Origin of the sequence: Micromonospora sp. NPDC051925 (genome assembly GCF_044548625.1) — a bacterium.
In the GTDB taxonomy this organism is placed as follows: domain Bacteria; phylum Actinomycetota; class Actinomycetes; order Mycobacteriales; family Micromonosporaceae; genus Micromonospora.
Map to the genome: position 1 here is coordinate 9,221 of NZ_JBIUCH010000037.1, position 24,631 is coordinate 33,851.

Below are 24,631 nucleotides of genomic sequence, written 5' to 3' on the forward strand. Positions count from 1 at the left end.
CCCGCCGGTCGCCGCGAGGCCGCCGTGACCGGTCCCCCCTACCGGTCGCGGCGGCCTTGCCGTGATCGGGCGCCGAAAGCCGACACACCGAGCCGGGCGTCGAACCCGGAGACCTAGTGGAGCGTGCCATGAGCGAGTCCGTGAACCCCACCGGTGCCGAGCCCGACGCGCTGTCGGCACTGCGGCGGCGGCTGGAGGGCCGCACGGCCGACGAGCAGGACCGGGCGCTCACCGCCCTGGTCCGGGAGCAGGCCCGCGACGTGCTGCGGACCGTGCTGCCGGACGGTCCGGACGCCGTCGAGCCGGGCCGGCCCTTCCGCGACCTGGGCTTCGACTCGCTCGCCGCGGTCGAGTTGCACCGTCGGCTCACCGCCGCCACCGGCCTGGACCTGCCGGTCACCCTGGTCTTCGACCACCCGACGCCGCAGGCGGTGGGGCGGCTGCTGCGGACCCTGCTCGGCGGCGACGCCGCACCCGCCCCGGCCGCCGCGCCGCTGCGCCGGCCCGCCGACGACGACGAGCCGATCGCCGTGGTCGGCATCGGCTGCCGCTACCCCGGCCACAGCACCTCCGCCGACGACCTGTGGCGGTTGGTCTTCGAGGGGCGGCACGTGATCTCCGACTTCCCGACCGACCGGGGTTGGGACACCGAAGGGCTCTACGACCCCGACCCGGGCAAGCCGGGCAAGACCTACGTCCGTCACGGCGGCTTCCTGGAGGGCGCGGCCGAGTTCGACGCGGACTTCTTCGGCATCAGCCCCCGCGAGGCGATGACGATGGACCCGCAGCAGCGGTTGGTGCTGGAGACCGCCTGGGAGGCGTTGGAGGACGCCGGCATCGACACGGCGTCGCTGCGCGGCAGCCAGACCGGCGTCTTCATCGGCGCCGAGCCGCAGGAGTACGGCCCCCGCCTGCACGAGGCCCCGGAGGGTCTGGACGGCTACCTGCTCACCGGCAACGCGCCGAGCGTGGTGTCCGGCCGGCTCGCCTACACCTTCGGCTTCGAGGGCCCGACCCTGACCGTGGACACCGCCTGCTCGGGTTCGCTGGTCGCCCTGCACCTGGCCTGCCAGGCGGTGCAGCGCGGGGAGTGCAGCACGGCGCTGGCCGGTGGGGTCGCGGTGATGGTGCACCCGGGCGCGTTCACCGCGTTCAGCCGGCAGCGGGGCCTCGCCCCGGACGGGCTGTGCAAGCCGTTCGCGGCGGCGGCCGACGGCACCGGCTGGGCCGAGGGCGTCGGCATCCTGGTGTTGGAACGGCTCTCCGACGCCCGCCGCAACGGCCACCGCGTCCTCGGGGTGATCCGTGGCTCGGCGATCAACCAGGACGGCGCGTCCAACGGGCTGACCGCGCCCAACGGGCCGTCCCAGCAGCGGGTGATCCTGTCGGCGTTGGCGTCGGCCGGCCTGACCCCCACCGACGTCGACCTGGTCGAGGCGCACGGCACCGGCACCCGTCTCGGTGACCCGATCGAGGCGCAGGCGATCATCGCCACCTACGGCCGGGAACGCCCCGCCGACCGGCCGCTCTGGCTCGGCTCGCTGAAGTCCAACATCGGCCACTCGCAGGCCGCCGCCGGTGTCGCCGGGGTGATCAAGGTGCTGATGGCGATGAAGCACCGGGTGCTGCCGCGTACCCTGCACGTCGACGCGCCCACCCCCAACGTCGACTGGTCCGCCGGCACCGTCGCCCTGCTCACCGAGGCCCGCGAGTGGGACGACCCGGGCCGACCGCGCCGGGCCGGGGTCTCCTCGTTCGGGGTCAGCGGCACCAACGCCCACGTCATCGTCGAGGAGCCCCCGGCGGTGGACGTCGAGGCCGTCGCCGACGTGCCGCAGCTGCCCTGCGAGGTGCTGCCGGTGGTGCTCTCCGCCCGGGGCGACACGGCGCTGCGCGGTCAGGCCGCGGCGCTGCTCGCCGCCCTGGACACCGGCGAGGAAGCCCCGGAGCTGCTCGACGTCGCGTACTCGCTGGCCACCACCCGGACCGCGCTGGAGCACCGGGCGGTGCTGGTGGCCCGGGACCGGGCGACCACCGTGCGGGAGCTGGCCACCTTCGCCGACGGCGGCAGCGTGCCCGGCGTACACCTGGGGCAGGCCACCGGTGGCGGGCTCGGGTTCCTCTTCACCGGGCAGGGCAGCCAGCGCCTCGGCGCGGGCCGTGAGCTGTACCGCAGCTACCCGGTCTACGCCGCCGCGTTCGACGACGCCTGCGGTTGGCTGGACCTGCAACTGGACGTGCCGCTGGCCGACGTGGTCTTCGCCGCGCCCGGCACCGCCGAGGCGGCCCTGCTCGACCAGACCGCCTACACCCAGTGCGCGTTGTTCGCGGTGGAGGTCGCCCAGTTCCGGCTGCTGGAGTCCTGGGGGATCCGGCCCGACCTGCTCGCCGGGCACTCGATCGGCGAGCTGGCCGCGGCCCACGTCGCCGGGGTGCTCTCCCTGGAGGACGCGGCGATCCTGGTCGCCGCGCGCGGCCGGCTCATGCAGCAGCTCCCCGCCGAGGGCGCGATGATCTCGGTGCAGGCCACCGAGGAGCAGGTCCGTCCGCTGCTCGCCGGCCGGGAGACGCGGGTGGGCCTGGCGGCGGTGAACGGCCCGACCTCGGTGGTGGTCTCCGGTGACGAGGACGCCGTGCTGGAGGTCGTCGCCGCCGTCGCCGCCGCCGGGCACAAGACGAAGCGGCTGAAGGTCAGCCACGCCTTCCACTCGCCGCTGATGGAGCCGATGCTCGCCGAGTTCGGCCGGCTCGCCCACGTGCTCAGCTACCGGCCGCCGACCATCCCGATCGTGTCCACGGTGACCGGCCAGCCGGTGCTCTCCGGTGAGCTGTGCGACCCCGACTACTGGGTGCGGCACGTCCGGGACAGCGTCCGGTTCGCCGACGCGGTCCGGTCGATGGCCGACGAGGGGGTCACCACCTTCCTCGAACTCGGGCCGGCCGGGGTGCTCTCCGCGATGGGGCCGGCCTGCCTCGGCGAGGACGCCGACGCGGTCTTCGCCCCGCTGCTGCGCGCCGACCAGGATGAGGAGACCGAGGTGGTCTCCGCCGTCGCCCGCGCCCACGTGCGGGGGGTGCCGGTGGACTGGGCGGCGTTCTTCGCCGCGCGGGGGGCCCGGCGGGTGGCCCTGCCCACGTACCGGTTCCAGCGTCGCCGGTTCTGGATGGAATCCGGCGGCGGCAGCGCCGACGCGACCGGCTTCGGTCAGCTCGCCGCCGGTCACCCGCTGGTCGGCGCGGTCGTCGGCCTGGCCGGCGGCGACGGGGTGGTGCTCACCGGCCGGGTGTCGCTGCGCAGCCACCCGTGGCTGGCCGACCACACCATCTCCGGGGTGGCGCTGCTGCCCGGCACCGCCTTCGTCGAGTTGGCGGTCCGCGCCGGTGACCAGGTCGGCTGCGCCACGGTGGAGGAGTTGACCCTGGAGGCCCCGCTGGCGCTCGACGAGCGCGGCGTCGCCCTCCAGGTGGTCGTCGGCGCCGCCGACCCGGCCGGACGCTGCCCGGTGGCCGTCTACTCCCGCCCCGACGAGCCGGACGGCCAGCTCTGGACCCGGCACGTCAGCGGTCTCCTCGCCCCGGAGGCCGCCGACGCCGGGCAGCCGCTCACCCAGTGGCCACCCCGCGACGCCCAGCCTGTCGACCTGACCGACATCTACCCCGAGCTGGCCGGCCAGGGCTACGGCTACGGCCCGGTCTTCCAGGGCCTCAAGGCCGTCTGGCGGCGGGGCTCCGAGGTGTACGCCGAGGTCGCGCTCCCCGCCGACAGCCGCGCCGACGCGGCCCGCTTCGGCCTGCACCCGGCGGTGCTGGACGCCGCCCTGCACGCCATCGACGCGGCCCGCCGGGGCGAGCCCGCCGACGACGAGGTGCGCATCCCGTTCGCCTGGAACGACGTCACCCTGCACGCGGCCGGCGCGGCCGAGGTGCGGGTACGGATCGCCCCCGCCGCCGGGGACAGCGTGTCGGTGACCCTCGCCGACGCCACCGGCGCACCGGTCGCCTCGGTGCGCTCGTTCGTCTCCCGGCCGGTCTCCACCGCCCAGCTCACCGCCGCCCGGGGCGGCTACCACGAGCGGCTGTTCCGGCTGGAGTGGACGACGCCGGGCCAGCGGCCCGCACCGTCGGGCACCCCGCGCTGGGCGGTGCTCGGCGACGAGCGGATCGGCGCGGCCACCCGGCACGTCGACCCGGCCGCCCTCGGCGCGGCGATCGACGCCGGTGCCACCGCCCCCGAGTGGGCTTTCGTCGGGGTCGCGGCCGGCGACGTGCGGGCCGCCACCGCCGACGCGCTGGACACCCTCCAGACGTGGCTGACCGACGCCCGGCTGGCCAACACCCGGCTGGTCTTCGTCAGCCGGGTCGACGACCTCGCCACCGAGGCGGTCTGGGGCCTGGTCCGGGCCGCGCAGACGGAGAACCCGGACCGGTTCGTCACCGTCCGGCTCGACGACGCCCCGACCCCGCTGCTGGCCGCCGCCCTGGCCACCGGCGAGCCGGAGCTACGGCTGCGCGACGGGGTGCTCAGCGTCCCCCGACTGGCCCGGGTCGCCACCAGCGCCGTCAACGGGGCCGAGGCCGGGGCGGGCCGCACCGGCACCGGCTGGCCGACCGACGGCACGGTGCTGGTCACCGGCGGCACCGGTGGGCTCGGCGCGCACGTGGCCCGGCACCTGGCCGGCAACCACGGCGTACGCCACCTGCTGTTGACCAGTCGCAGCGGCCCGGCGGCGGCCGGCGTGGCGGAGCTGCGCGCGGAGCTGGCAGCGGCCGGGGCCACCGTCGAGGTGGCCGCCTGCGACGCCGCCGACGCCGACGCGCTGGCCGCGCTGCTCGCCGCCGTTCCGGCCGACCGGCCGCTGCGGGCGGTGGTGCACGCCGCCGGCATCGTCGACGACGGGGTGATCGGCTCGCTCACCCCGGACCGGCTCGACGCCGTGCTCAAGGCCAAGCTGGACGGCGCGGTCAACCTCGACGCGCTGACCCGCGACGCCGACCTGACCGCGTTCGTGCTCTTCTCGTCGCTGGCCAGCCTGCTCGACTGCGCCGGCCAGGGCAACTACGCCGCCGCGAACGCCACCCTGAACGCGCTCGCCACCGCCCGCCGGGCCGCCGGCCTACCCGCCGTCGCGTTGACCTGGGGGCTGTGGACCGGCGACAGCGGTATGGGCGGCAAGCTGGACGCCGCCGCGCTCCAGCGCATCGACCGCTCCGGCATGCCCGGCCTCACCCCGGCGGAGAACCTGGCCCTGCTCGACGCGGCGCTCGGCGTCGACGAGCCGGTGCTCGCCCCGATCCGGGTCGACCTGGCCGCCCTGCGCGCCCGGCCGGACGGCGTGCCGGCGCTGCTGCGCGGCCTGGTGCCGCTGCCGGCGCGGCGCAGCGCCCAGGCGGCCGGCCCGGCGGACGCCACGCAGGGGCTGGCCCGGCAGTTCGCCGCGCTCAGCCCGGCCGAGCGGGACCGGTTCACCCTCGACCTGGTCCGCGAGCACGTCGCCGCCGTGCTCGGGCACGACAGCGCGGACGCGATCGAGCCGCGCCGGGCCTTCAACGAGCTGGGCTTCGACTCGCTGGCCGCGGTCGAGCTGCGCAACCGGCTCAAGGCGGCCACCGGGCTGCGGCTGCCGGCGACCCTGGCGTTCGACTACCCGACCCCGGCGGCGCTTGCCGAGTTCGTGGTCGCCACCGTGCTGGGCACCGGCGCGGACGCGGCGGTGCCGGAGCTCACGTCGGCCTCGTTCACCCAGGAACCGATCGCGATCGTCTCGATGAGCTGCCGCTTCCCCGGCGGGGTGGCCACCCCGGAGCAGCTCTGGGAGCTGCTCGAGAGCGGGACCGACGCGGTCTCCCCGTTCCCTGCGGACCGGGGCTGGGACCTGGTCGGCATGTACGACCCGGAGCCCGGCAAGCCCGGCCGGACGTACTCGATGGAGGGCGGCTTCCTCTACGACGCGGCCGACTTCGACGCGGACTTCTTCGGGATCAGCCCCCGCGAGGCGGTCGCGATGGACCCGCAGCAGCGGCTGATGCTGGAAACCTCGTGGGAGGTGCTGGAGCGGGCCGGGATCGACCCGACCTCGCTCAAGGGCAGCCCGACCGGCGTCTTCGCCGGCGTCATGTACCACGACTACGCGCTGCGGCTGCACCAGGTGCCCGACGATCTGGCCGGCTACCTGGGCAACGGCAGCCTCGCCAGCATCGTCTCCGGCCGGGTGGCATACACCCTGGGGTTGGAGGGGCCGGCGGTGTCGATCGACACGGCGTGCTCGTCGTCGTTGGTGGCGATCCACCTGGCGGTGCAGGCCCTGCGGGCGGGGGAGTGCTCCCTGGCGCTGGCCGGCGGCGTCACCGTGATGTCCACCCCGGACACCTTCCTCGACTTCAGCCTTCAGCGCGGCCTGGCCAAGGACGGCCGGTCGAAATCCTTCGCCGCCGGAGCCGACGGCACCGGCTGGGGCGAGGGCGCGGGCATGCTGCTGCTGGAGCGGCTCTCCGACGCCCGTGCCAACGGCCACCAGGTGCTGGCGGTGATCCGGGGTTCGGCGACGAACCAGGACGGCGCGTCGAACGGGTTGACCGCGCCGAACGGTCCGTCCCAGCAGCGGGTGATCCGGCAGGCCCTCGCCTCCGCCGGTGGCATCCCGGCCACCGAGGTGGACGCGGTCGAGGCGCACGGCACCGGCACGGCGCTCGGTGACCCGATCGAGGCCCAGGCGCTGCTGGCCACCTACGGGCAGGGCCGGCCGGGCGAGCGTCCGCTCTGGCTCGGGTCGATCAAGTCCAACATCGGGCACACCCAGGGTGCGGCGGGTGTGGCCGGTGTGATCAAGATGGTGCTGGCGATGCGCAACGACCTGTTGCCGCGCACCCTGCACGCCGACGAGCCGTCGCCGCAGATCGACTGGTCGGCCGGGGAGGTACGGCTGCTCAACGAGCCGCAGCGGTGGCCGGCGCTGGACCGGCCGCGCCGGGCCGGGGTGTCGTCGTTCGGCATCAGCGGCACCAACGCCCACGTGATCCTCGAGCAGGCGCCCCCGGTGGAGGAACCCCCGCCGGCCGAGGTCCCCGCGGCCGTCGCCCCGACGGTGCTGCCGTGGTTGCTGTCCGCGCGGTCGGTGGAGGCGCTGCGGGCGCAGGCCGACCAGGTCGCCGGTACGGGTGCGGGCCTGGACGTGGCCTACTCGTTGGCCGCGACGCGGGCGGCGTTGGAGCGTCGGGCGGTGGTGGTGGCCGCGGCCGGCGAGGACGCGATCCGTGCCCTGCGATCCGTGGCGCAGGGGGCCGACTCGGCCGACGTGGTCTACGGTTCGCCGTCGCCCGGGAAGCTGGCGGTGCTGTTCACCGGCCAGGGCGCGCAGCGGGTGGGCATGGGTCGTGAGCTGGCGGCGGCCTATCCGGTGTTCGCGGAGGCGTTCGCGCAGGTGTGCGCGGAGCTGGACGCGAAGCTCGACCGACCGCTGCGGGAGGTGGTGTACGCGGAGCCGGACGCGGCTGACGCGGCGCTGTTGGACCAGACGGTCTACAGCCAGGCGGCGTTGTTCGCCATCGAGGTGGCGTTGTTCCGGTTGCTGGAGTCGTGGGGGGTCCGGCCCGACATGGTGGCCGGGCACTCGATCGGTGAGGTGACGGCGGCCCACGTGGCCGGGGTGTTGTCGTTGGCCGATGCGGCGACCCTGGTGACGGCGCGCGGCCGGTTGATGCAGTCGATGCGTGCGGACGGCGCGATGGTCGCCGTCGAGGCGTCCGAGGCGGAGGTGCGTGCGGCGCTGACCGGTCTCGAGGCCCAGGTGGGCATCGCGGCGGTGAACGGTCCCCGTGCGGTGGTCGTCTCCGGTGACGCGGAGGTGGTGGAGTCGGTCGCGGCGGGCCTGCGGGGCCGGGGACGGCGGACGAAGCGGCTGCGGGTGAGTCACGCGTTCCACTCGCCGCACATGGAGCCGATGCTGGCGCAGTTCCACGAGATCCTCGCCGGTCTGGTGTTCGCACGGCCGCAGCTGCCCGTGGTGTCCAACGTGACCGGTGCGGTGGCGGATCCGGAGGAGCTGCGCGATCCGGGCTACTGGGTGCGGCACGTCCGGGAGGCGGTGCGGTTCGGTGACGGCGTGGCCGCCCTGCAGGCGGCGGGCGTCACCACGTTCCTGGAGGTCGGCCCGGACGCGGTGCTGACGGCGATGGGCCGGGACTGCGTGACCGACGAGGACGCGGTGGCGCTGGTCGCGGTGCTGCGTGCCGGCCGGGACGAGCCGACGACCCTGCTGACCGCCCTGGCGACCCTGCACGCCCGGGGTGTCGCGGTGGACTGGCGGGCCTGGTTCGCGCCCACCGGTGCCCGCACCACCGCACTGCCGACCTACCCCTTCCAGCGTCGCCGCTACTGGATCAACGCCACCAACGCGGCGACCGACGTGGCGTCGGTGGGCCTCGGCGCGGCGGGTCACCCGCTGTGGGGCGCGTCGGTGTCGATGGCCGAGTCCGGTGAGGTGCTGTTCACCGGCCGGTTCTCCGTGGACAGCCACCCGTGGCTGGCCGACCACGCGGTCTCCGGCACCGTGCTGCTGCCCGGCACCGGCTTCGTGGAACTCGTGCTGCACGCCGGTCACCACGTCGGTCTGGGTCACCTCGAAGAGCTGACCCTGCACGCCCCGCTGCTGCTGCCCGACGGCGGCGCGATGCAGGTCCAACTGCTGATGACGGCCGCCGACGAGGCGAACCGCCGTACCGTCAGCGTGCACTCCCGTCCCGAGCACGCCGACCCGGACCTGCCGTGGACCCGGCACGCCACCGCCGTGCTCACCGACACGCCGGCCGATCCCACGTTCGACCTGACCGCCTGGCCGCCGCCGGGTGCGGTGCCCGTGCCGGTGGCCGGGCTCTACGACGACCTGGTGGCGCAGGGGTACGAGTACGGTCCGGTGTTCCAGGGTGTGCAGGCCGCGTGGCGGGTCGGCGAGGTGGCGTACGCGGAGGTGTCGTTGCCGTCGGAGGCGCACGCCGACGCGGCACGGTTCGGCCTGCACCCGGCGCTGCTCGATGCGGCGCTGCACGCGGTGGGAATCGGCGAGGAGGTGCCGGCGGACCAACCGCCGTCGGTGCCGTTCGCGTGGACGGACGTGACGTTGCACGCCGCCGGTGCGACCGCCCTGCGGGTGCGGGTCACTCCGGCGGGTGCGGAGGCGGTGGCCCTGCACCTGGCCGATCCGACGGGTGCGCCGGTGGCCGAGGTCGGTGCGTTGGTGTCCCGGCCGGTGCAGCTCGCCGCCGTGACCGCCACCGACGGCAACCTCTACCGCGTCGACTGGACCCCCGTGCCGGTGGCCGCCGCCCCGGCCACCTCCTGGGCGTACCTGGAGGACCTCGCCGACGACCTGCCGGAGCTGGTCCTCACCCGCCTGGTCACCCCGGACGCCGACGACCCGTCGGCCACCCCGGACGGGGCTGTCGCCGACGGCTCGGCCGTCGGCGTCGAGTCGGCGTCGAGGGCCGTCGCCGCAGCCGCGCTCGGGCTGCTCCAGCGCTGGCTGGCCGACCCCCGGTCGGCGGAGTCCCGGTTGGTGGTGCTGACCAGTGGTGCGGCCGATCGGGTCACCGACCTGGTCCAGGCCCCGGTCTGGGGTCTGGTCCGGGCCGCGCAGGCGGAGAACCCCGGCCAGTTCGTGCTGGTCGACGCCGACCCGCAGACTCCGGTCGAGGAGATCATCGCGGCGGTCGGCACCGGTGAGCCGGAGCTGTCGTTGCGCGACGGGCAGGTACGGGTGCCCCGGCTGGCCCGCGCCGCCACCGGCGACACCGGGTGGCGGGCGGAGGGCACGGTCCTGGTGACCGGCGGCACCGGCGTGTTGGGCGCGCTGGTCGCCCGGCACCTGGTCGCCACGCACGGGGTCCGGGATCTGGTGCTGGCCTCCCGGCGTGGGCCGGCGGCGCCGGGCGCGGTGGAGCTGCGCGAGGAACTGGCCGGTCTCGGCGCCACCGTCGAGGTGGTCGCGGCCGACCTGGCCGATCGGGAGGCCGTCGCCGCACTGGTGGACGGGATCCCCGGGTTGGCGGCGGTGGTGCACACCACGGGTGTCCTCGACGACGGGTTGGTGACCTCGCTGACCGCGGCGCAGCTCGACGGCGTGTGGCGGGCGAAGGCCACTCCCGCCTGGCACCTGCACGAGGTGACCCGGGACCGGGACCTGTCGGCGTTCGTGCTCTTCTCCTCGGCCGCCGGGGTGGTGGACGGCTCCGGGCAGGGCAACTACGCCGCCGCCAACGTCTTCCTCGACGCCCTGGCCGAACATCGGCGTGCGCTCGGCCTCGCGGCGACCTCGCTGGCGTGGGGGCTGTGGGAGGAACGCAGCGGGATGACCGCGCACCTCGGCGAGGCCGACCTGGCGCGGATGGCCCGCTCCGGCATCCTGTCCATCAGCTCCGAGCAGGGCCTGGCGCTGCTGGACGCGACGGTCGCCACCGGCGAGCCGACGTTCGTGCCGATCCGGTTGGACACCGCCGCGCTGCGCGCTCAGGGCCAGTCGATGCCGGCCCTGTTCCGGGGTCTGGTCCGGCTCCCGGCCCGCCGGGCCGCCGAGGCGGGCCGGACGCCGGTCGGCGGGTCGGCGCTGCAACGGCGACTGACCGGGCTGACCGAGGTCGAGCAGCGACGCCTGCTGCTCGACCTGGTCCGGGTCGACGTGGCCGCGGTCCTCGGCCACGACAGCCCCGCCACCGTGGAACCCACCCGGGCGTTCCGGGAACTCGGCTTCGACTCGCTGGCCGCCGTGGAGCTGCGCAACCGGCTCAACACCGCCACCGGGCTGCGGCTGCCGGCGAGCCTGATCTTCGACTACCCGAACCCCAGCGCGCTCACCGACTACCTGTACACCCGGCTCCTCGGCGCGGACACCCCGGCCGCTCCCACCGTCACCACCGCGGTCGCCGACGACGAGCCCGTCGCCATCGTCGCGATGAGCTGCCGCTACCCCGGCGGCGTACGCAGCCCCGAGGAACTGTGGCAGCTCCTCGTCGAGGGCGTCGACGCCATCACCCCGTTCCCCACCGACCGGGGTTGGGACCTCGACAACCTCTACGACCCGGAGCCCGGCAAGCCCGGCAAGACGTACTCGATGGAGGCCGGGTTCCTCTACGACGCGGCCGACTTCGACCCGGACTTCTTCGGCATCAGCCCCCGCGAGGCGGTCGCGATGGACCCGCAGCAGCGGCTGCTGCTGGAGACCTCGTGGGAGGCGCTGGAGCGGGCCGGCATCGACCCCACCTCGCTGCGCGGCAGCCTCACCGGCGTCTTCGCCGGCGTGATGTACCACGACTACGCCAGCCGGTTGCCGGAGGTCCCCGAGGATCTGGTGGGTTACCTGGGCAACGGCAGCATGGCCAGCGTGGCCTCGGGCCGTATCTCGTACACCCTGGGGTTGGAGGGGCCGGCGGTCAGCGTCGACACGGCGTGCTCGTCGTCGTTGGTGGCGATCCACCTGGCGGTGCAGGCCCTGCGGGCCGGGGAGTGCTCCCTCGCCCTGGCCGGCGGCGTCACCGTGATGTCCGCCCCGGACACCTTCGTCGAGTTCAGCCTCCAGCGCGGCCTCGCCGCCGACAGCCGGGTCAAGTCCTTCGCGGCCGGCGCCGACGGCACCGTGATGTCCGAGGGCGTCGGCATGCTGCTGCTGGAACGCCTCTCCGACGCCGAACGCAACGGCCACCACGTGCTCGCCGTGGTGCGCGGTTCGGCGATCAACCAGGACGGCGCGTCGAACGGGTTGACCGCGCCGAACGGCCCGTCGCAGCAGCGGGTGATCCGGCAGGCCCTCGCGGCGGCCGGTGGCATCCCCACGACCGAGGTGGACGTGGTCGAGGCGCACGGCACCGGCACCTCCCTCGGTGACCCGATCGAGGCCCAGGCGCTGCTGGCCACCTACGGGCAGGACCGTCCCGGGGACCGGCCGCTCTGGCTCGGGTCGATCAAGTCGAACATCGGGCACACCCAGGGCGCGGCGGGTGTGGCCGGGGTGATCAAGATGGTGCTGGCGATGCGCAACGGACTGTTGCCGCGGACCCTGCACGTGACCGAGCCGTCGCCGCAGATCGACTGGTCGGCCGGCGACGTGCAGCTGCTCACCGAGCCGCAGCAGTGGCCGGCGCTGGACCGGCCCCGTCGGGCGGGTGTGTCGTCGTTCGGCATCAGCGGCACCAACGCCCACGTCATCATCGAACAGGCGCCCCCGGCCGAGGATCCGCCGGCCGACGCCCCCGAGCCGGAGATCCTGCCCTGGGTGCTGTCGGCCCGTACCGACCAGGCGCTGCGGGAGCAGGCCGAGCGGGTGGCCGCCGTCGCCGAGGACGACGCCGCCCGCGCGGGTGACCTCGCGTACACGCTGGCGACCGGGCGGGCGCTGCTGGACCGGCGGACGGTGGTGGTCGGCTCCCGGGCCGACTTCGTCGCCGAAGCGCGGGCGTTCGCCGAGAACGGGACCGCCCCCGGCGTGCTCCAGGGCGGCACCGTCTTCGTCTTCCCCGGGCAGGGTTCGCAGTGGCTGGGCATGGCGGTGGAGTTGCTGGACTCGTCGCCGGTGTTCGCCGAGCGGATCAACGAGTGCGGTACGGCGCTGTCGGAGTTCGTGGACTGGCGGCTGACCGACGTGTTGCGGGGGGTGCAGGGCGCTCCCCCGGTGGACCGGGTGGACGTGGTGCAGCCGGTGCTGTGGGCGGTGATGGTGTCGCTGGCCGGGTTGTGGCGCTCGTTCGGGGTCGAGCCGGATGCGGTGATCGGTCACTCGCAGGGTGAGATCGCCGCTGCCGTGGTGGCGGGTGGTCTGTCGTTGCGGGACGGTGCCGCGGTGGTGGCGTTGCGGAGCGTGGCGATCGCGGAGGACCTGGCGGGTCGGGGCGCGATGGCCTCCGTCGGGCTGCCCGAGCGGGAGGCGGCCGAGCGGCTGACCGGCTACGCCGGGCGGATCTCCGTCGCCACCGTCAACGGCACCTCCTCGGTCGTCGTCTCCGGTGACCCCGATGCGGTCGACGACCTGGTCGCCACCCTCACCGACGAGGGTCTCCGGGCCAAGCGGGTCAACGTGGACTACGCCTCGCACTCCGCCCAGGTCGAGCGGATCGAGAAGCGCCTCCTCGACGTCCTCGCCGGGATCACCCCCCGCGCCTCCCGGGTGCCGTTCTACTCGACGGTCACCGCGGGTGTGCTCGACACCGCCGGGTTGGACGCGCGGTACTGGTACACGAACCTGCGGCAGACGGTCCGCTTCGAGGAGACCACGCGCGTCCTGCTCGCCGCCGGAATGCGGGTGTTCCTGGAGTGCAGCGCCCACCCGGTGCTGACCATGGGCGTCGAGGAGACCGCCGCCGACGCGGGCGTCGAGGTCGCCGCCGTCGGTTCACTGCGTCGGGACGAGGGTGGTCTACGACGGTGGCTGACCTCGCTGGGTGAGGCGTTCACCCGGGGTGTCGCGGTGGACTGGTCGCCGGTGCTGCCGGCGCGGCCACGCGGCGAGGTGCCGCTGCCCACCTACCCGTTCCAGCGCCGTCGGTACTGGATCAACGCCACCGGCAGCACCGCCGACCTCGCCTCCGCCGGGCTCGGTTCCGCCGGCCACCCGCTGTGGGGCGCCGCGGTCGGCATGGCCGAGTCGGGTGAGGTGCTCTTCACCGGCCGGATCTCCCTGGACACCCATCCGTGGCTGGCCGACCACGCCGTCAACGGCACGGTGCTGCTGCCCGGCACGGGCTTCGTCGAGCTGGTGCTGCACGCCGGTGACCACGCCGGCGTCGGTCACCTCGACGAGCTGACCCTGCACGCCCCGCTGGTCCTGCCCGAGCAGGGCGCCGTCCAGGTGCAGCTCCTGCTGGGCGCGCCCGACGACGCCGGCCGACGCGCGGTCACGGTGCACTCCCGGCCGGAGCACACCGAGAGCTGGGTCCGGCACGCCACCGGCATCCTCTCCGCCGACCTCACCGACCCCGCGTTCGACCTGGCCGCCTGGCCGCCGCCGGGCGCGGTGCCGGTGCCGACGGCCGGTCTGTACGACGACCTGGTGGCCCAGGGCTACGAGTACGGCCCGGTGTTCCAGGGTGTGCAGGCGGCGTGGCGGGTCGGTGACGTGGTGTACGCCGAGGTGGCGCTGCCGGAGGAGGCGCACCCGGAGGCGGCCCGGTTCGGGCTGCATCCGGCGCTGTTGGATGCCGCTCTTCAGGCGGTGGGCATCGGTGAGCCGGTGCCTGCCGGTCGGCCACCGTATCTGCCGTTCGCGTGGACCGACGTCACCCTGCACGCCACCGGCGCGACCGCCCTGCGGGTCCGGATCACCGCCGCCGGACCGGAGGCCGCCACCCTGCACCTCGCCGACCCCGACGGTGCCCCGGTGGCCGTCGTCGGTGCCCTGCTCTCCCGGCCGGTCCAGCTCACCGCCGCCGCCCCGACCGACGGCGACCTCTACCGTGTGGACTGGACGACCGTCCCCACCGGCACCGCCACCGAGTCGTGGGGCTACCTCGAAGGGATCGGCCTCGGCGTCCCCGACGTCGTGCTCGCCCCGCTCTCCCCGGCCGGCGACGACACCGACCCGGCCACCGCCGGCCGGACGGCGGCGGGGCAGACCCTTGCCCTGCTCCAGTCCTGGCTGGCCGACCCGGCGCAGGCCGCCGCCCAGTTGGTGGTGGTCACCCATGGCGCCGTCGACGGTGGCACCGACCTCGCCCAGGCCCCGGTCTGGGGTCTGGTGCGGGCCGCGCAGGCGGAGAACCCGGGTCAGTTCGTGCTGGTGGATGCCGATCCGGAGACCCCGGTGGAGGAGATCCTGGCGGCGGTGGGTACCGGCGAGCCGGAGCTGTCGTTGCGCGACGGGCAGGTGCGGGTGCCGAGGCTGGCCCGGTTCGCCGGCTCCGGTGAGGTGTGGCGGGCCGAGGGCACCGTGCTGGTGACCGGAGGCACCGGTGTGCTCGGTGCGCTGGTGGCCCGACACCTGGTCGTCGGGCACGGCGTCCGCGACCTGGTGCTCACCTCGCGGCGCGGGCTCACCGCCCCCGGCGCGGCGGAGCTGATCGACGAGCTGACCGCCCTGGGGGCGACCGTCGAGATCGTCGCCTGTGACATGGCCGACCGGGATGCCGTCGCCGCCCTGCTCGACGGCATTCCCACGCTGACCGCGATCGTGCACACCACCGGTGTCCTCGACGACGGGATGCTGGCCACCCTGACCCCGGCGCAGCTCGACTCGGTCTGGCGGGCCAAGGCCGATCCGGCCTGGCACCTGCACGACCTCACCCTCAAACGGGACCTCACCGCGTTCGTGCTGTTCTCCTCCGCCGCCGGCGTCATCGACGGGGCCGGGCAGGGCAACTACGCCGCCGCGAACGTCTTCCTGGACGCCCTGGCCGCGCACCGGCGTGCGCTCGGTCTGCCCGCCACCTCGTTGGCCTGGGGCTTCTGGGAGCAGCGCAGCGGGATGACCGCGCACCTCGGCGACGCCGACGTGGCCCGGATGGCCCGCTCCGGTGTCCTGCCGATCAGCTCCGACCAGGGCCTGGCCCTGCTCGACGCGGCGGTGGCCGCGGCCGAGCCGGTGCTGGTGCCGATCCGGTTGGACACCGCCGCGCTGCGTGCCCAGGGCCAGCAGCTGGCGGCGCTGTTCCGGGGCCTGGTCCGGCTGCCCGCCCGACGGGCGGCCGGCGTCGGGGCCGCCGCCCCGGTCACCGGCTCCGGACTCCAGCGGCAGCTCGCCACCCTCGACGCGGACGACCAGCACCGGTTGCTGCTCGACCTGGTCCGGGCCAACGTCGCGGCGGTCCTCGGCCACGACAGCGGCACCGCCGTCGAACCGACCCGGGCGTTCAAGGAACTCGGCTTCGACTCGCTCGCCGCCGTGGAGCTGCGCAACAAGCTGAACACCGCCACCGGGCTGCGGCTGCCCGCCACCCTGGTCTTCGACTACCCGAACCCCACCGCGCTCGCCGACTACCTGCACCACACCATCGTCGGCAGCCCGGTCGACGTCCGGCCGGCCGACGCAGCCCGCCCGGTGGCCGACGAACCCATCGCGATCGTCGCGATGAGCTGCCGCTTCCCCGGCGGCGTCCGTAGCCCCGAGGACCTGTGGCAGCTCCTGCTCGACGGGGCGGACGCCATCTCGCCGTTCCCCACCGACCGGGGCTGGGACCTCGAGCAGCTCTACGACCCGGAGCCCGGCAAGCCCGGCCGGACGTACTCGATGGAGGGTGGCTTCCTCTACGACGCGGCCGACTTCGACCCGGACTTCTTCGGGATCAGCCCGCGTGAGGCGGTCGCGATGGACCCGCAGCAGCGGCTGCTGCTGGAGAGTTCGTGGGAGGCGCTGGAGCGGGCGGGCATCGACCCGACCTCGCTCAAGGGCAGCCCGACCGGCGTCTTCACCGGCGTGATGTACCACGACTACGGCAGCCGGCTGCCATCCGTACCGGACGAGGTGGCCGGCTACCTGAGCAACGGCAGCATGTCCAGCGTCGCGTCCGGCCGGATCTCGTACACCCTGGGTCTGGAGGGGCCCGCGGTCAGCGTGGACACCGCCTGCTCGTCGTCGCTGGTCGCGATCCACCTGGCGGTGCAGGCGCTGCGGTCGGGCGAGTGCTCGCTGGCGCTGGCCGGTGGGGTGACGGTGATGTCCACCCCGGCCACCTTCATCGAGTTCAGCCTCCAGCGTGGGCTGTCCGCCGGCGGCCGGTGCAGGTCCTTCGCGGCCGGCGCGGACGGCACGACGATGTCCGAGGGCGTCGGCATGCTGCTGCTGGAGCGGCTCTCCGACGCCGAGCGGCACGGCCACCACGTGCTCGCGGTGGTCCGGGGTTCGGCGATCAACCAGGACGGCGCGTCCAACGGGTTGACCGCGCCGAACGGCCCCTCGCAGCAGCGGGTGATCCGGCAGGCGCTGGCCGTCGCGAACGTCACCCCCGACCAGGTGGACCTGGTCGAGGCGCACGGCACCGGCACCACCCTGGGTGACCCGATCGAGGCGCAGGCGCTGCTCGCCACGTACGGGCAGGGCCGGCCGGAGGACCGGCCGCTGTGGCTCGGTTCGGTCAAGTCGAACATCGGGCACACCCAGGGCGCGGCGGGTGTGGCCGGGGTGATCAAGATGGTGCTGGCGATGCGCAACGGGGTGCTGCCCCGGACGTTGCACGTGGACGAGCCGTCCCCGCAGGTCGACTGGTCGGCCGGTGCGGTGCGGCTGCTCACCGAGGCGCAGCGGTGGCCGGCGCTGGACCGGCCCCGTCGGGCCGGGGTGTCGTCGTTCGGCATCAGCGGCACCAACGCCCACGTCATCATCGAACAGGCGCCTCCAGGAGAGGACGCACCTGTCGAGGTCGACGCGACGGTCACCCCGCCCGTCCTGCCGTGGCTGCTCGCCGCCCGTTCGGAGGAGGCGCTGCGCGCCCAGGCCGACCTGGTCGCCGGCACCGGCGCGAACCTCGACGTGGCGTACTCGCTGGCCACCACCCGGGCGGCGCTGGAACGCCGGGCCGTCGTGGTCGCCGCCGCCGGGGACGACGCGGTCCGGGCCCTGCGGGAGGTGGCCCGGGGGAGCGACCCCACCGAGGTGGTCCGGGGTACGCCGTCCGCCGGCAAGCTGGCCATGCTCTTCACCGGTCAGGGTGCCCAGCGCCTGGGCATGGGCCGCGAGCTGGCCGCCGTGTACCCGGCCTTCGCCGAGGCGTTCGCGGAGGTCAGCGCGCACCTGGACGCGAAGCTCGACCGGCCGCTGCGTGAGGTGCTCTACACCGAGCCGGACGTGGCCGACGCGGCCCTGCTCGACCAGACCGTCTACAGCCAGAGCGCGCTGTTCGCCATCGAGGTGGCGTTGTTCCGCCTGCTCGACTCGTGGGGGATCCGGCCCGATCTGGTCGCCGGGCACTCCATCGGCGAGGTCGCCGCGGCCCACGTCGCCGGGGTGCTGTCGCTGTCCGACGCGGCCACCCTGGTCACCGCGCGGGGCCGGCTGATGCAGAGCATGCGCGAGGACGGCGCGATGGTGGCCGTCGAGGCGTCCGAGGCGGAGGTACGCCAGGATCTGGCCGGCCGCGAGGCCGAGCTGGGTATCGCCGCGGTCAACGGGCCGCAGGCGGTGGTGATCTCCGGTGACCACGACGCCGTGGGTGCGATCGCCGACGGCTGGCGGGCCCGGGGACGCCGGACCAAGCAGCTCCGGGTCAGCCACGCGTTCCACTCGCCGCACATGGAGCCGATGCTGGCCGAGTTCCACCGGATTCTCGCCGGCCTGACCTTCGCCCCGCCGAGGGTGCCGGTGGTGTCCAACCTGACCGGGCGGCTCGCCGACCCCGACGAGATCCGCGATCCCGGTTACTGGGTGCGGCACGTCCGGGAGGCGGTCCGGTTCGGCGACGGCATCACCACCCTGGAGGCTGCCGGCGTCACCACGTACCTGGAGGTCGGTCCGGACGCGGTGCTCACCGCGCTGGGCCGGGACTGCCTCGCCAGCACCGACGGCGTCGCCCTGGTGCCGGTGCTGCGCGGCGGCCGGGACGAGGCGACGACCCTGCTCACCGCCGTGGCCACCCTGCACACCCGAGGGGTGCCGGTGGACTGGCGGGCCTGGTTCGCGCCCACCGGGGCCCGGGTCACCGCACTGCCGACGTACCCGTTCCAGCGCCGCCGGCTCTGGCTGGACGCGGCGGCGGACGGCGGCGACGTGCCCGGCCTCGGCCAGCGCCCGGCCGCCCACCCGCTGCTCGGCGCGGTGGTCGGGCTGGCCGGCGTCGACGGCACCGTGCTGACCGGCCGGCTCTCCCTGCGGACCCACCCGTGGTTGGCCGACCACGCCCTCGCCGGGACGGTGCTGCTGCCCGGGACGGCCTTCGTCGAGCTGGCCGTCCGTGCCGGTGACCAGGTCGGCTGCGGTCTGGTGGAGGAGCTGACCCTGGAGGCCCCGCTGACCGTCCCCGAGCGTGGCGGCGTGGACCTGCAGGTGGTGGTCGGTGCGCCCGACGGGACCGGTCGCTGCCCGGTCACCGTGCACTCCCGCCCGGCGGACGGCGTCGACGGATGGACCCGGCACGCCACCGGCGTGCTGGCCCCGGTGGCGTCCACCGCCCCCGTCGCGCCGACCGGGGACGTCTGGCCGCCGGCCGGTGCCACCCCGGTCGACCTGGACGGACGCTACGACCGGCTCGCCGACGCCGGCTACCACTACGGCCCCCTGTTCCAGGGGCTGCGGGCCGCCTGGCGACGCGGCGACGAGGTGTACGCCGAGGTGGCGCTCCCCGAGGAAGCCTCGTCCTCGGCCGGGCGGTTCGGTCTGCACCCGGCGCTCTTCGACGCGGTGCTGCACGCCCTCGACCTGGCCGAGGCGGACCAGCCCGACGACGGCCGGCTCCAGGTGCCGTTCGCCTGGCGCGGCGTCGCCCTGCACGCCACCGGCGCGACGGCGCTGCGGGTACGGCTGACCCGGACCGGCCCGGAGGAGGTCGCCTTCGAGCTGGCCGACACCGGCGGCGTCCCGGTCGCCTCGGTCGCCTCGCTGGTGGTCCGGCCGCTCGCGGCCGACCAGCTCGGCGCGGCGCGCTCCGGCCCCGGCTCCGCGCTGTACCAGGTCAGCTGGGCCCCGGTGCCGACCCCGGACGCCGGGTCGGGCGACCGGACGGTGGTGCTCGGCGACGGCGACCTCGGCCTCGGGGTGCCCCGCCACCCGGACCTCGCCGCGCTCGCGGCCGACGTCGAGCGGACCGGCGTCGCGCCGCAGACCGTCGTGGTGCCCTGGCGGGCGGCGTCGGGCTCGACGGTGCCGGCTGCCGCCGCGGCGCTGGACCTGGTCCAGCGGTGGCTCGCCGACGACCGGTTCGCCGGTGCCCGGCTGGCCCTGGTGACGACCCGTGCGGTCGCCACCGGTGACGGCGAGGACGTGCCCCGGCCGGTGGACGCCACCGTCTGGGGCCTGGTCCGGGCCGCCCAGGAGGAGAACCCGGGCCGGTTCGTCCTGGTCGACGTCGACGGCGTGGACCCGGCCGGGCTGCGCGCGGCGCTCGCGGCCGGTGCCGAGCCACAGCTCGCGGTACGCCCCGGCGGGCTGCTCGCGCCCCGGCTCGCGCCGTTGCCGGTGCCGACCGGTGAGCTGCCCGCCGGCCCGGACCCGGACGGCACCGTGCTGGTCACCGGCGGCACCGGTGGGCTGGGCCGGCTCGTCGCCGAGCACGTCGTGGCCCGGCACGGCGTACGGCGGCTGCTGCTGGTCAGCCGGCGTGGCCCGGCCGCGCCCGGTGCGGACGAGCTGGTCGCCCGGCTGACGGCGGCCGGCGCGGAGGTGACGGTGGTCGCCTGCGATCTGGCCGACCGGTCGGCGGTGGCGGACCTGCTCGACGGGGTGCCCGCCGCGCACCCGCTCGCCGGGGTGATCCACACGGCGGGTGTGCTCGACGACGGTCTGCTGCCCGCGCTGACCCCCGAGCGGCTGGCAACGGTCCTGGCCCCCAAGGCGGAAGCCGCCCGTCACCTGCACGAACTCACCCTGCACCTGCCGTTGCGCTGGTTCGTCCTGTTCTCCTCGGCAGCGGCCACGCTCGGTGGCGCCGGCCAGGCCAACTACACCGCGGCCAACGCCTACCTGGACGCCCTCGCCCAGCACCGCCGGGCGCACGGCCTGGCCGGCACCTCGTTGGCCTGGGGTCTGTGGGCCGAGTCGGGCAGCGGGATGACCGGGCACCTGGGCGAGGCGGACATCCGGCGGATGGCCCGGTCCGGGGTGGCCGCCCTGTCCACCGTGGACGCGCTGGCCCTGTTCGACGCGACCACCCATCCCACCCCGGCCCTGGCGCTGCCGGTACGCCTCGACCTGGCCGCGATCCGGGCCCGGGTCGAGGGGGTGCCGCCGTTGCTGCGTGGTCTGGTCCGTGCCCCGGCACGCCGGGTGGCGACCGGTGCGGTGGTCGGGGAGCGGCCGCTGGCCGACCGGCTCGCCGGCCTACCGCCGGAGGAGGCCGACCGGCTGGTCACCGAGCTGGTCCGGAGTCGGGCTGCCGAGGTGCTCGGCCACGACCGTCCGCACGTGGTCGACATGGACAAGGGCTTCCTGGAGCTGGGTTTCGACTCCCTGGCGGCCGTGGAGTTCCGCAACAGCCTCGGTGCGGCCACCGGGCTGCGGCTGACGGCGACGCTCATCTACGACCACCCGAGCCCGGCAGCGGTGGCCAGGTTCGTGCGGACGGAGCTGGCCGGTGACCTGCCGGCCGCGCCGTCGCTCGAGGCGGAGCTGGCCCGGCTGGAGGTGTTGTTGGACGGCACCGTGCCGGACGACGCGGAGCGGGGACGGATCACCGTCCGGCTGCAGGCGTTGATGTCCCGGTGGAACACGGCGTACGGAACGGCGAGCGTGGAGCCGGCCGCCCGGGACCTGGCGTCGGTGTCCGCCGACGAACTGTTCGACATCCTCGACGACGAGTTGGAGGCGTCGGACTGACCCTCCGTCCGCCGGACCCGAGGTCCGCCGACACCCACGGGCGGTCGGCGGACCTCGGGCTTCCTACCCGCGGAAGGGTGGGTATTTGTCCACCTTCGACGTGGGTCCATGACCGTATCGCGTTACCTTCCGACCTCGTACGGTAGTTGCCGGGACGGGGTGGACGAACCGGTTCGCCGCAGGTGCCACCAGTGTGGACGCGGAGAGGCAGGGAGGATGCAGGTGCGACTCGAACAGGGGATCATCGCGAAGGTCACCCGGAGTGGGCAGCTGGAGCTGACCTCCGAACGGGACGGACTGCGGTACCGGTTCGGGGCGACCGCCGCGGCCATGTGGATCGCGCTGCAACAGCAGGGCGGCTCGCCGGAGCGCGCGGCCGGTGTCCTCGCCCGGCAGTGGGCGGCCGATCCGGCGGTCACCCGGCGGGACGTCGACGTCTGGGTGGAGGACATGCTCCGCGCCGGCCTGGTGCGGGTGGAGTGATCGGGTGGGCGGAGGCGACCCCTATCCGGGCCCCTGTTCCGGTCCGGTCACCCGCAGGGGGGTGCTGCTCCGGGAGGGGTCAGTCGCCGGCGGTGTCGTTGACCGCGCCGATGATCAGCCGTAGCGCCGCGGCCAGCTCCTTGCCGGAGGGGGCGGCCTCGGGGTCGAGCAGACGTTGCACCGTCAATCCGATCATCAGCGCGAGCAGGAACGAGCCGATGGCCTTGCGGGTCTCCTCGGTGACGTTCTCGCCGCTGCTCTGGAGGACGAAGGTGGCCAGGGCCGGGCGGGCCCGGGTGTAGCTCTCGGCCAACTGCTCCCGCAGTACCGGCAGGTGCTCGGCCAGCGCGAACGCCTCGATCCCGGCGACCCAGAGCGGCCGGTGCGTGCCGAAGGACTCGACCAGGCCGGTCCACATCGACTCCAGCCGGTCCATCAGGTCGGGTTGGGTGCCGTCGCGCAGCACCCGGTCGATCTCGACGCCCCACTCCTCGAACGCCTGCACCAGGGCGGCGGTCAGCAACGCCTCCTTGGAGCCGAAGTGGTACCCGATCGACGCCAGATTGGTATCTGAGGCGGCAACGATGTCGCGGGCGGTGGTGCGTGTGTAGCCGCGTTCGTAGAGGCAGACTCTGGCCCCTGCCAGCAGGCGTTCCCGATGACCCACGGGCGTCACCCTACTCGGAACCAACCCCTAATTCATCCACCGGATGTATACGTTTGTATAAATCCGGTGGTAGCTTTCGGTCATGGCTACAGCGCAGGCAAAGGCCGGCCGTCGCGAGTGGATCGGTCTCGCGGTACTCGTCATGGTGACACTGATCATCAGCATGGACATGACCGTGCTGTCGTACGCCTTGCCGTTCATCACGGCGGACCTTGAGCCGACCAGCAGTCAACTCCTCTGGATCACGGACGTCTACGCCTTCGTGCTGGCCGGCCTGCTGATTCCGATGGGCACACTGGGGGACCGGATCGGGCGTCGCCGGTTACTGATGATCGGCGCGGCGGTGTTCGGTGTGGCATCCGTGGCCACGGCCCTCTCCACCAGTCCCGGCATGCTGATCGGGACCCGGGCGGTGATGGGTGCCGCCGGTGCGACCCTCATGCCGTCGACCATGTCGTTGATCCGCAACATGTTCCACGACGAGAACGAGCGCCGCGCCGCGATCGGGCTCTGGGCGGCCGGCTTCTCCGCCGGTGGCGTCATCGGCCTGGTGGCCGGAGGCGCTCTGCTCCAGTACTACTCCTGGGGCACCGTCTTCGAGATCAACGTGCCGATCATGCTGCTCCTGCTGGTGCTCGCCCCGTTGCTGCTGCCCGAGTTCCGCAACCCGGCGGCCGGGCGGCTCGACCTGCTCAGTACGGTGCTGGCCTTCGTCGCGGTGCTGCCGATGATCTGGGGCATCAAGCAGTTCGCCGAGGACGGGGTGGACTGGCCGCCGGTGGCCGGCGTGGTCGCCGGGCTGATCTTCCTGGCCGTCTTCGTCCTGCGTCAGCGGCGTCTCGCCGACCCGGTGATCGACGTCCGGTTGTTCCGCGCACCGGCGTTCAGCGCGGCGGTGGTGATGAACGTGCTCGCCAACTTCGCGCTCGTCGGTTTCATGTTCTTCATCAGCCAGTACCTCCAGCTGGTGCTCGGGCTGCGTCCGTTCAGCGCCGGGCTGTGGTCGCTGCCGGCGGCCGGGGCGGCGGGCATCGGCGCGGCGGTGCTGGCCCCGATGCTGGCCCAGCGCTTCCGGCGGGCCTACGTCGCCGCCGGTGGCCTGCTGGTGGGGGCCGCCGGCTGCCTGGTGCTCGCCCAGGTCGGCGACGAGGTGGGACTGGCCCAGGTGGTGATCGGTCAGGCGCTGATGACGGGTGGCATCGCGATGGTGCTGACGTTGAGCGCCGAGCTGATCGTCTCCACCGCGCCGCCGGAGCGGGCCGGTGCCGCTGCCGGGCTCTCCGAAACCGGCAGCCAGTTCGGTGCGGCGCTCGGCGTCGCGATCCTCGGCAGCATCGGCACGTTCGTCTACCGGCAGCAGCTCTCCGGCGCGGCGCCGGACGGGGTGCCGGCGGACTCCTGGGCCACCGCCCGGGAGACCCTGGGTGGCGCGATCGAGGAGAGCCGGACGCTCTCCACCACCGCGGCGGACACGCTGGTGACGCTGACCCGCGCGGCCTTCGCCGACGAGCTGCGGGCCGCCGCGGTCGTCTCGGCCGGCATCCTGCTGGTGACGGCGATCCTGGCCGCCGCACTGCTGCGCAACGTGGGCGCGTCGGTGCCCGGGCAGGATACGTCCGGGGGGTCGGGCGAGCCCGCCACCCCGTCCTCCGATGGCCCGCCGCCGGCCGAAGGGTCCGCCGCCACCGCCCTCGCTGTCGACACGGCACCTACCCCGGTCGACGCGGTGTCGGTCGGCACGGTTGCCGAGGGCGCCGCCCGCGCCGATGCCGAGCCGGGCCCCGAGGTCCGGATCGGACCGGGGTCGGCGACGGCCAGCACCCGGCCGGCCCACCCGGTGGCCTGACCGCGCGGTTCTCCGTCAGGGGACGTTCCCGCCCCGTGCGGGAACGTCCCCTGACCGACCCGGTGCGCCCGGTTCGCAGCCGTTGCTGGGCTAGGGGGCCGGTGCTCCGCTTAGTACTCCAACGTCACTTGGCTTCGGCGTTGGGCGTGGCGTGGGCGTGAAGACGGCCACCGCGTTGATCATCGATGGTTTGTGAGGACAACC

The 24,631-nt window shown here is 74.6% G+C and carries 4 protein-coding genes; 3 read left to right on the forward strand and 1 reads right to left on the reverse strand.

Annotated elements, in window-relative coordinates; translation table 11 throughout:
- Positions 1–140: 140 nt before the first annotated feature.
- Both ACIG87_RS31280 and ACIG87_RS31285 read left to right on the forward strand, forming a co-directional pair.
- Positions 141–21,431 carry an SDR family NAD(P)-dependent oxidoreductase gene (locus tag ACIG87_RS31280; protein WP_396855226.1) on the forward strand — a complete coding sequence of 7,097 codons (21,291 nt, stop codon included), beginning with the start codon at positions 141–143 and terminating at the stop codon, positions 21,429–21,431.
- 216 nt (positions 21,432–21,647) lie between these two features.
- A complete protein-coding gene (locus ACIG87_RS31285) occupies positions 21,648–21,914 on the forward strand; it encodes a PqqD family protein (protein WP_396855223.1) in 267 nt (88 codons plus the stop codon).
- A gap of 79 nt (positions 21,915–21,993) precedes the next feature.
- Here the strand turns inward: ACIG87_RS31285 and ACIG87_RS31290 are convergent, their stop codons facing one another.
- Complete coding sequence (locus ACIG87_RS31290; RefSeq protein ID WP_396855224.1) at positions 21,994–22,581, reverse strand: TetR/AcrR family transcriptional regulator; 588 nt, start codon at positions 22,579–22,581, stop codon at positions 21,994–21,996.
- Positions 22,582–22,663: 82 nt separating this feature from the next.
- On the opposite strand from ACIG87_RS31290, the gene ACIG87_RS31295 reads away from it, so the two are divergent.
- On the forward strand, positions 22,664–24,427 hold the full coding sequence (locus tag ACIG87_RS31295; protein WP_396855225.1) for an MFS transporter: 1,764 nt from the start codon (positions 22,664–22,666) through the stop codon (positions 24,425–24,427).
- Positions 24,428–24,631 lie beyond the last annotated feature (204 nt).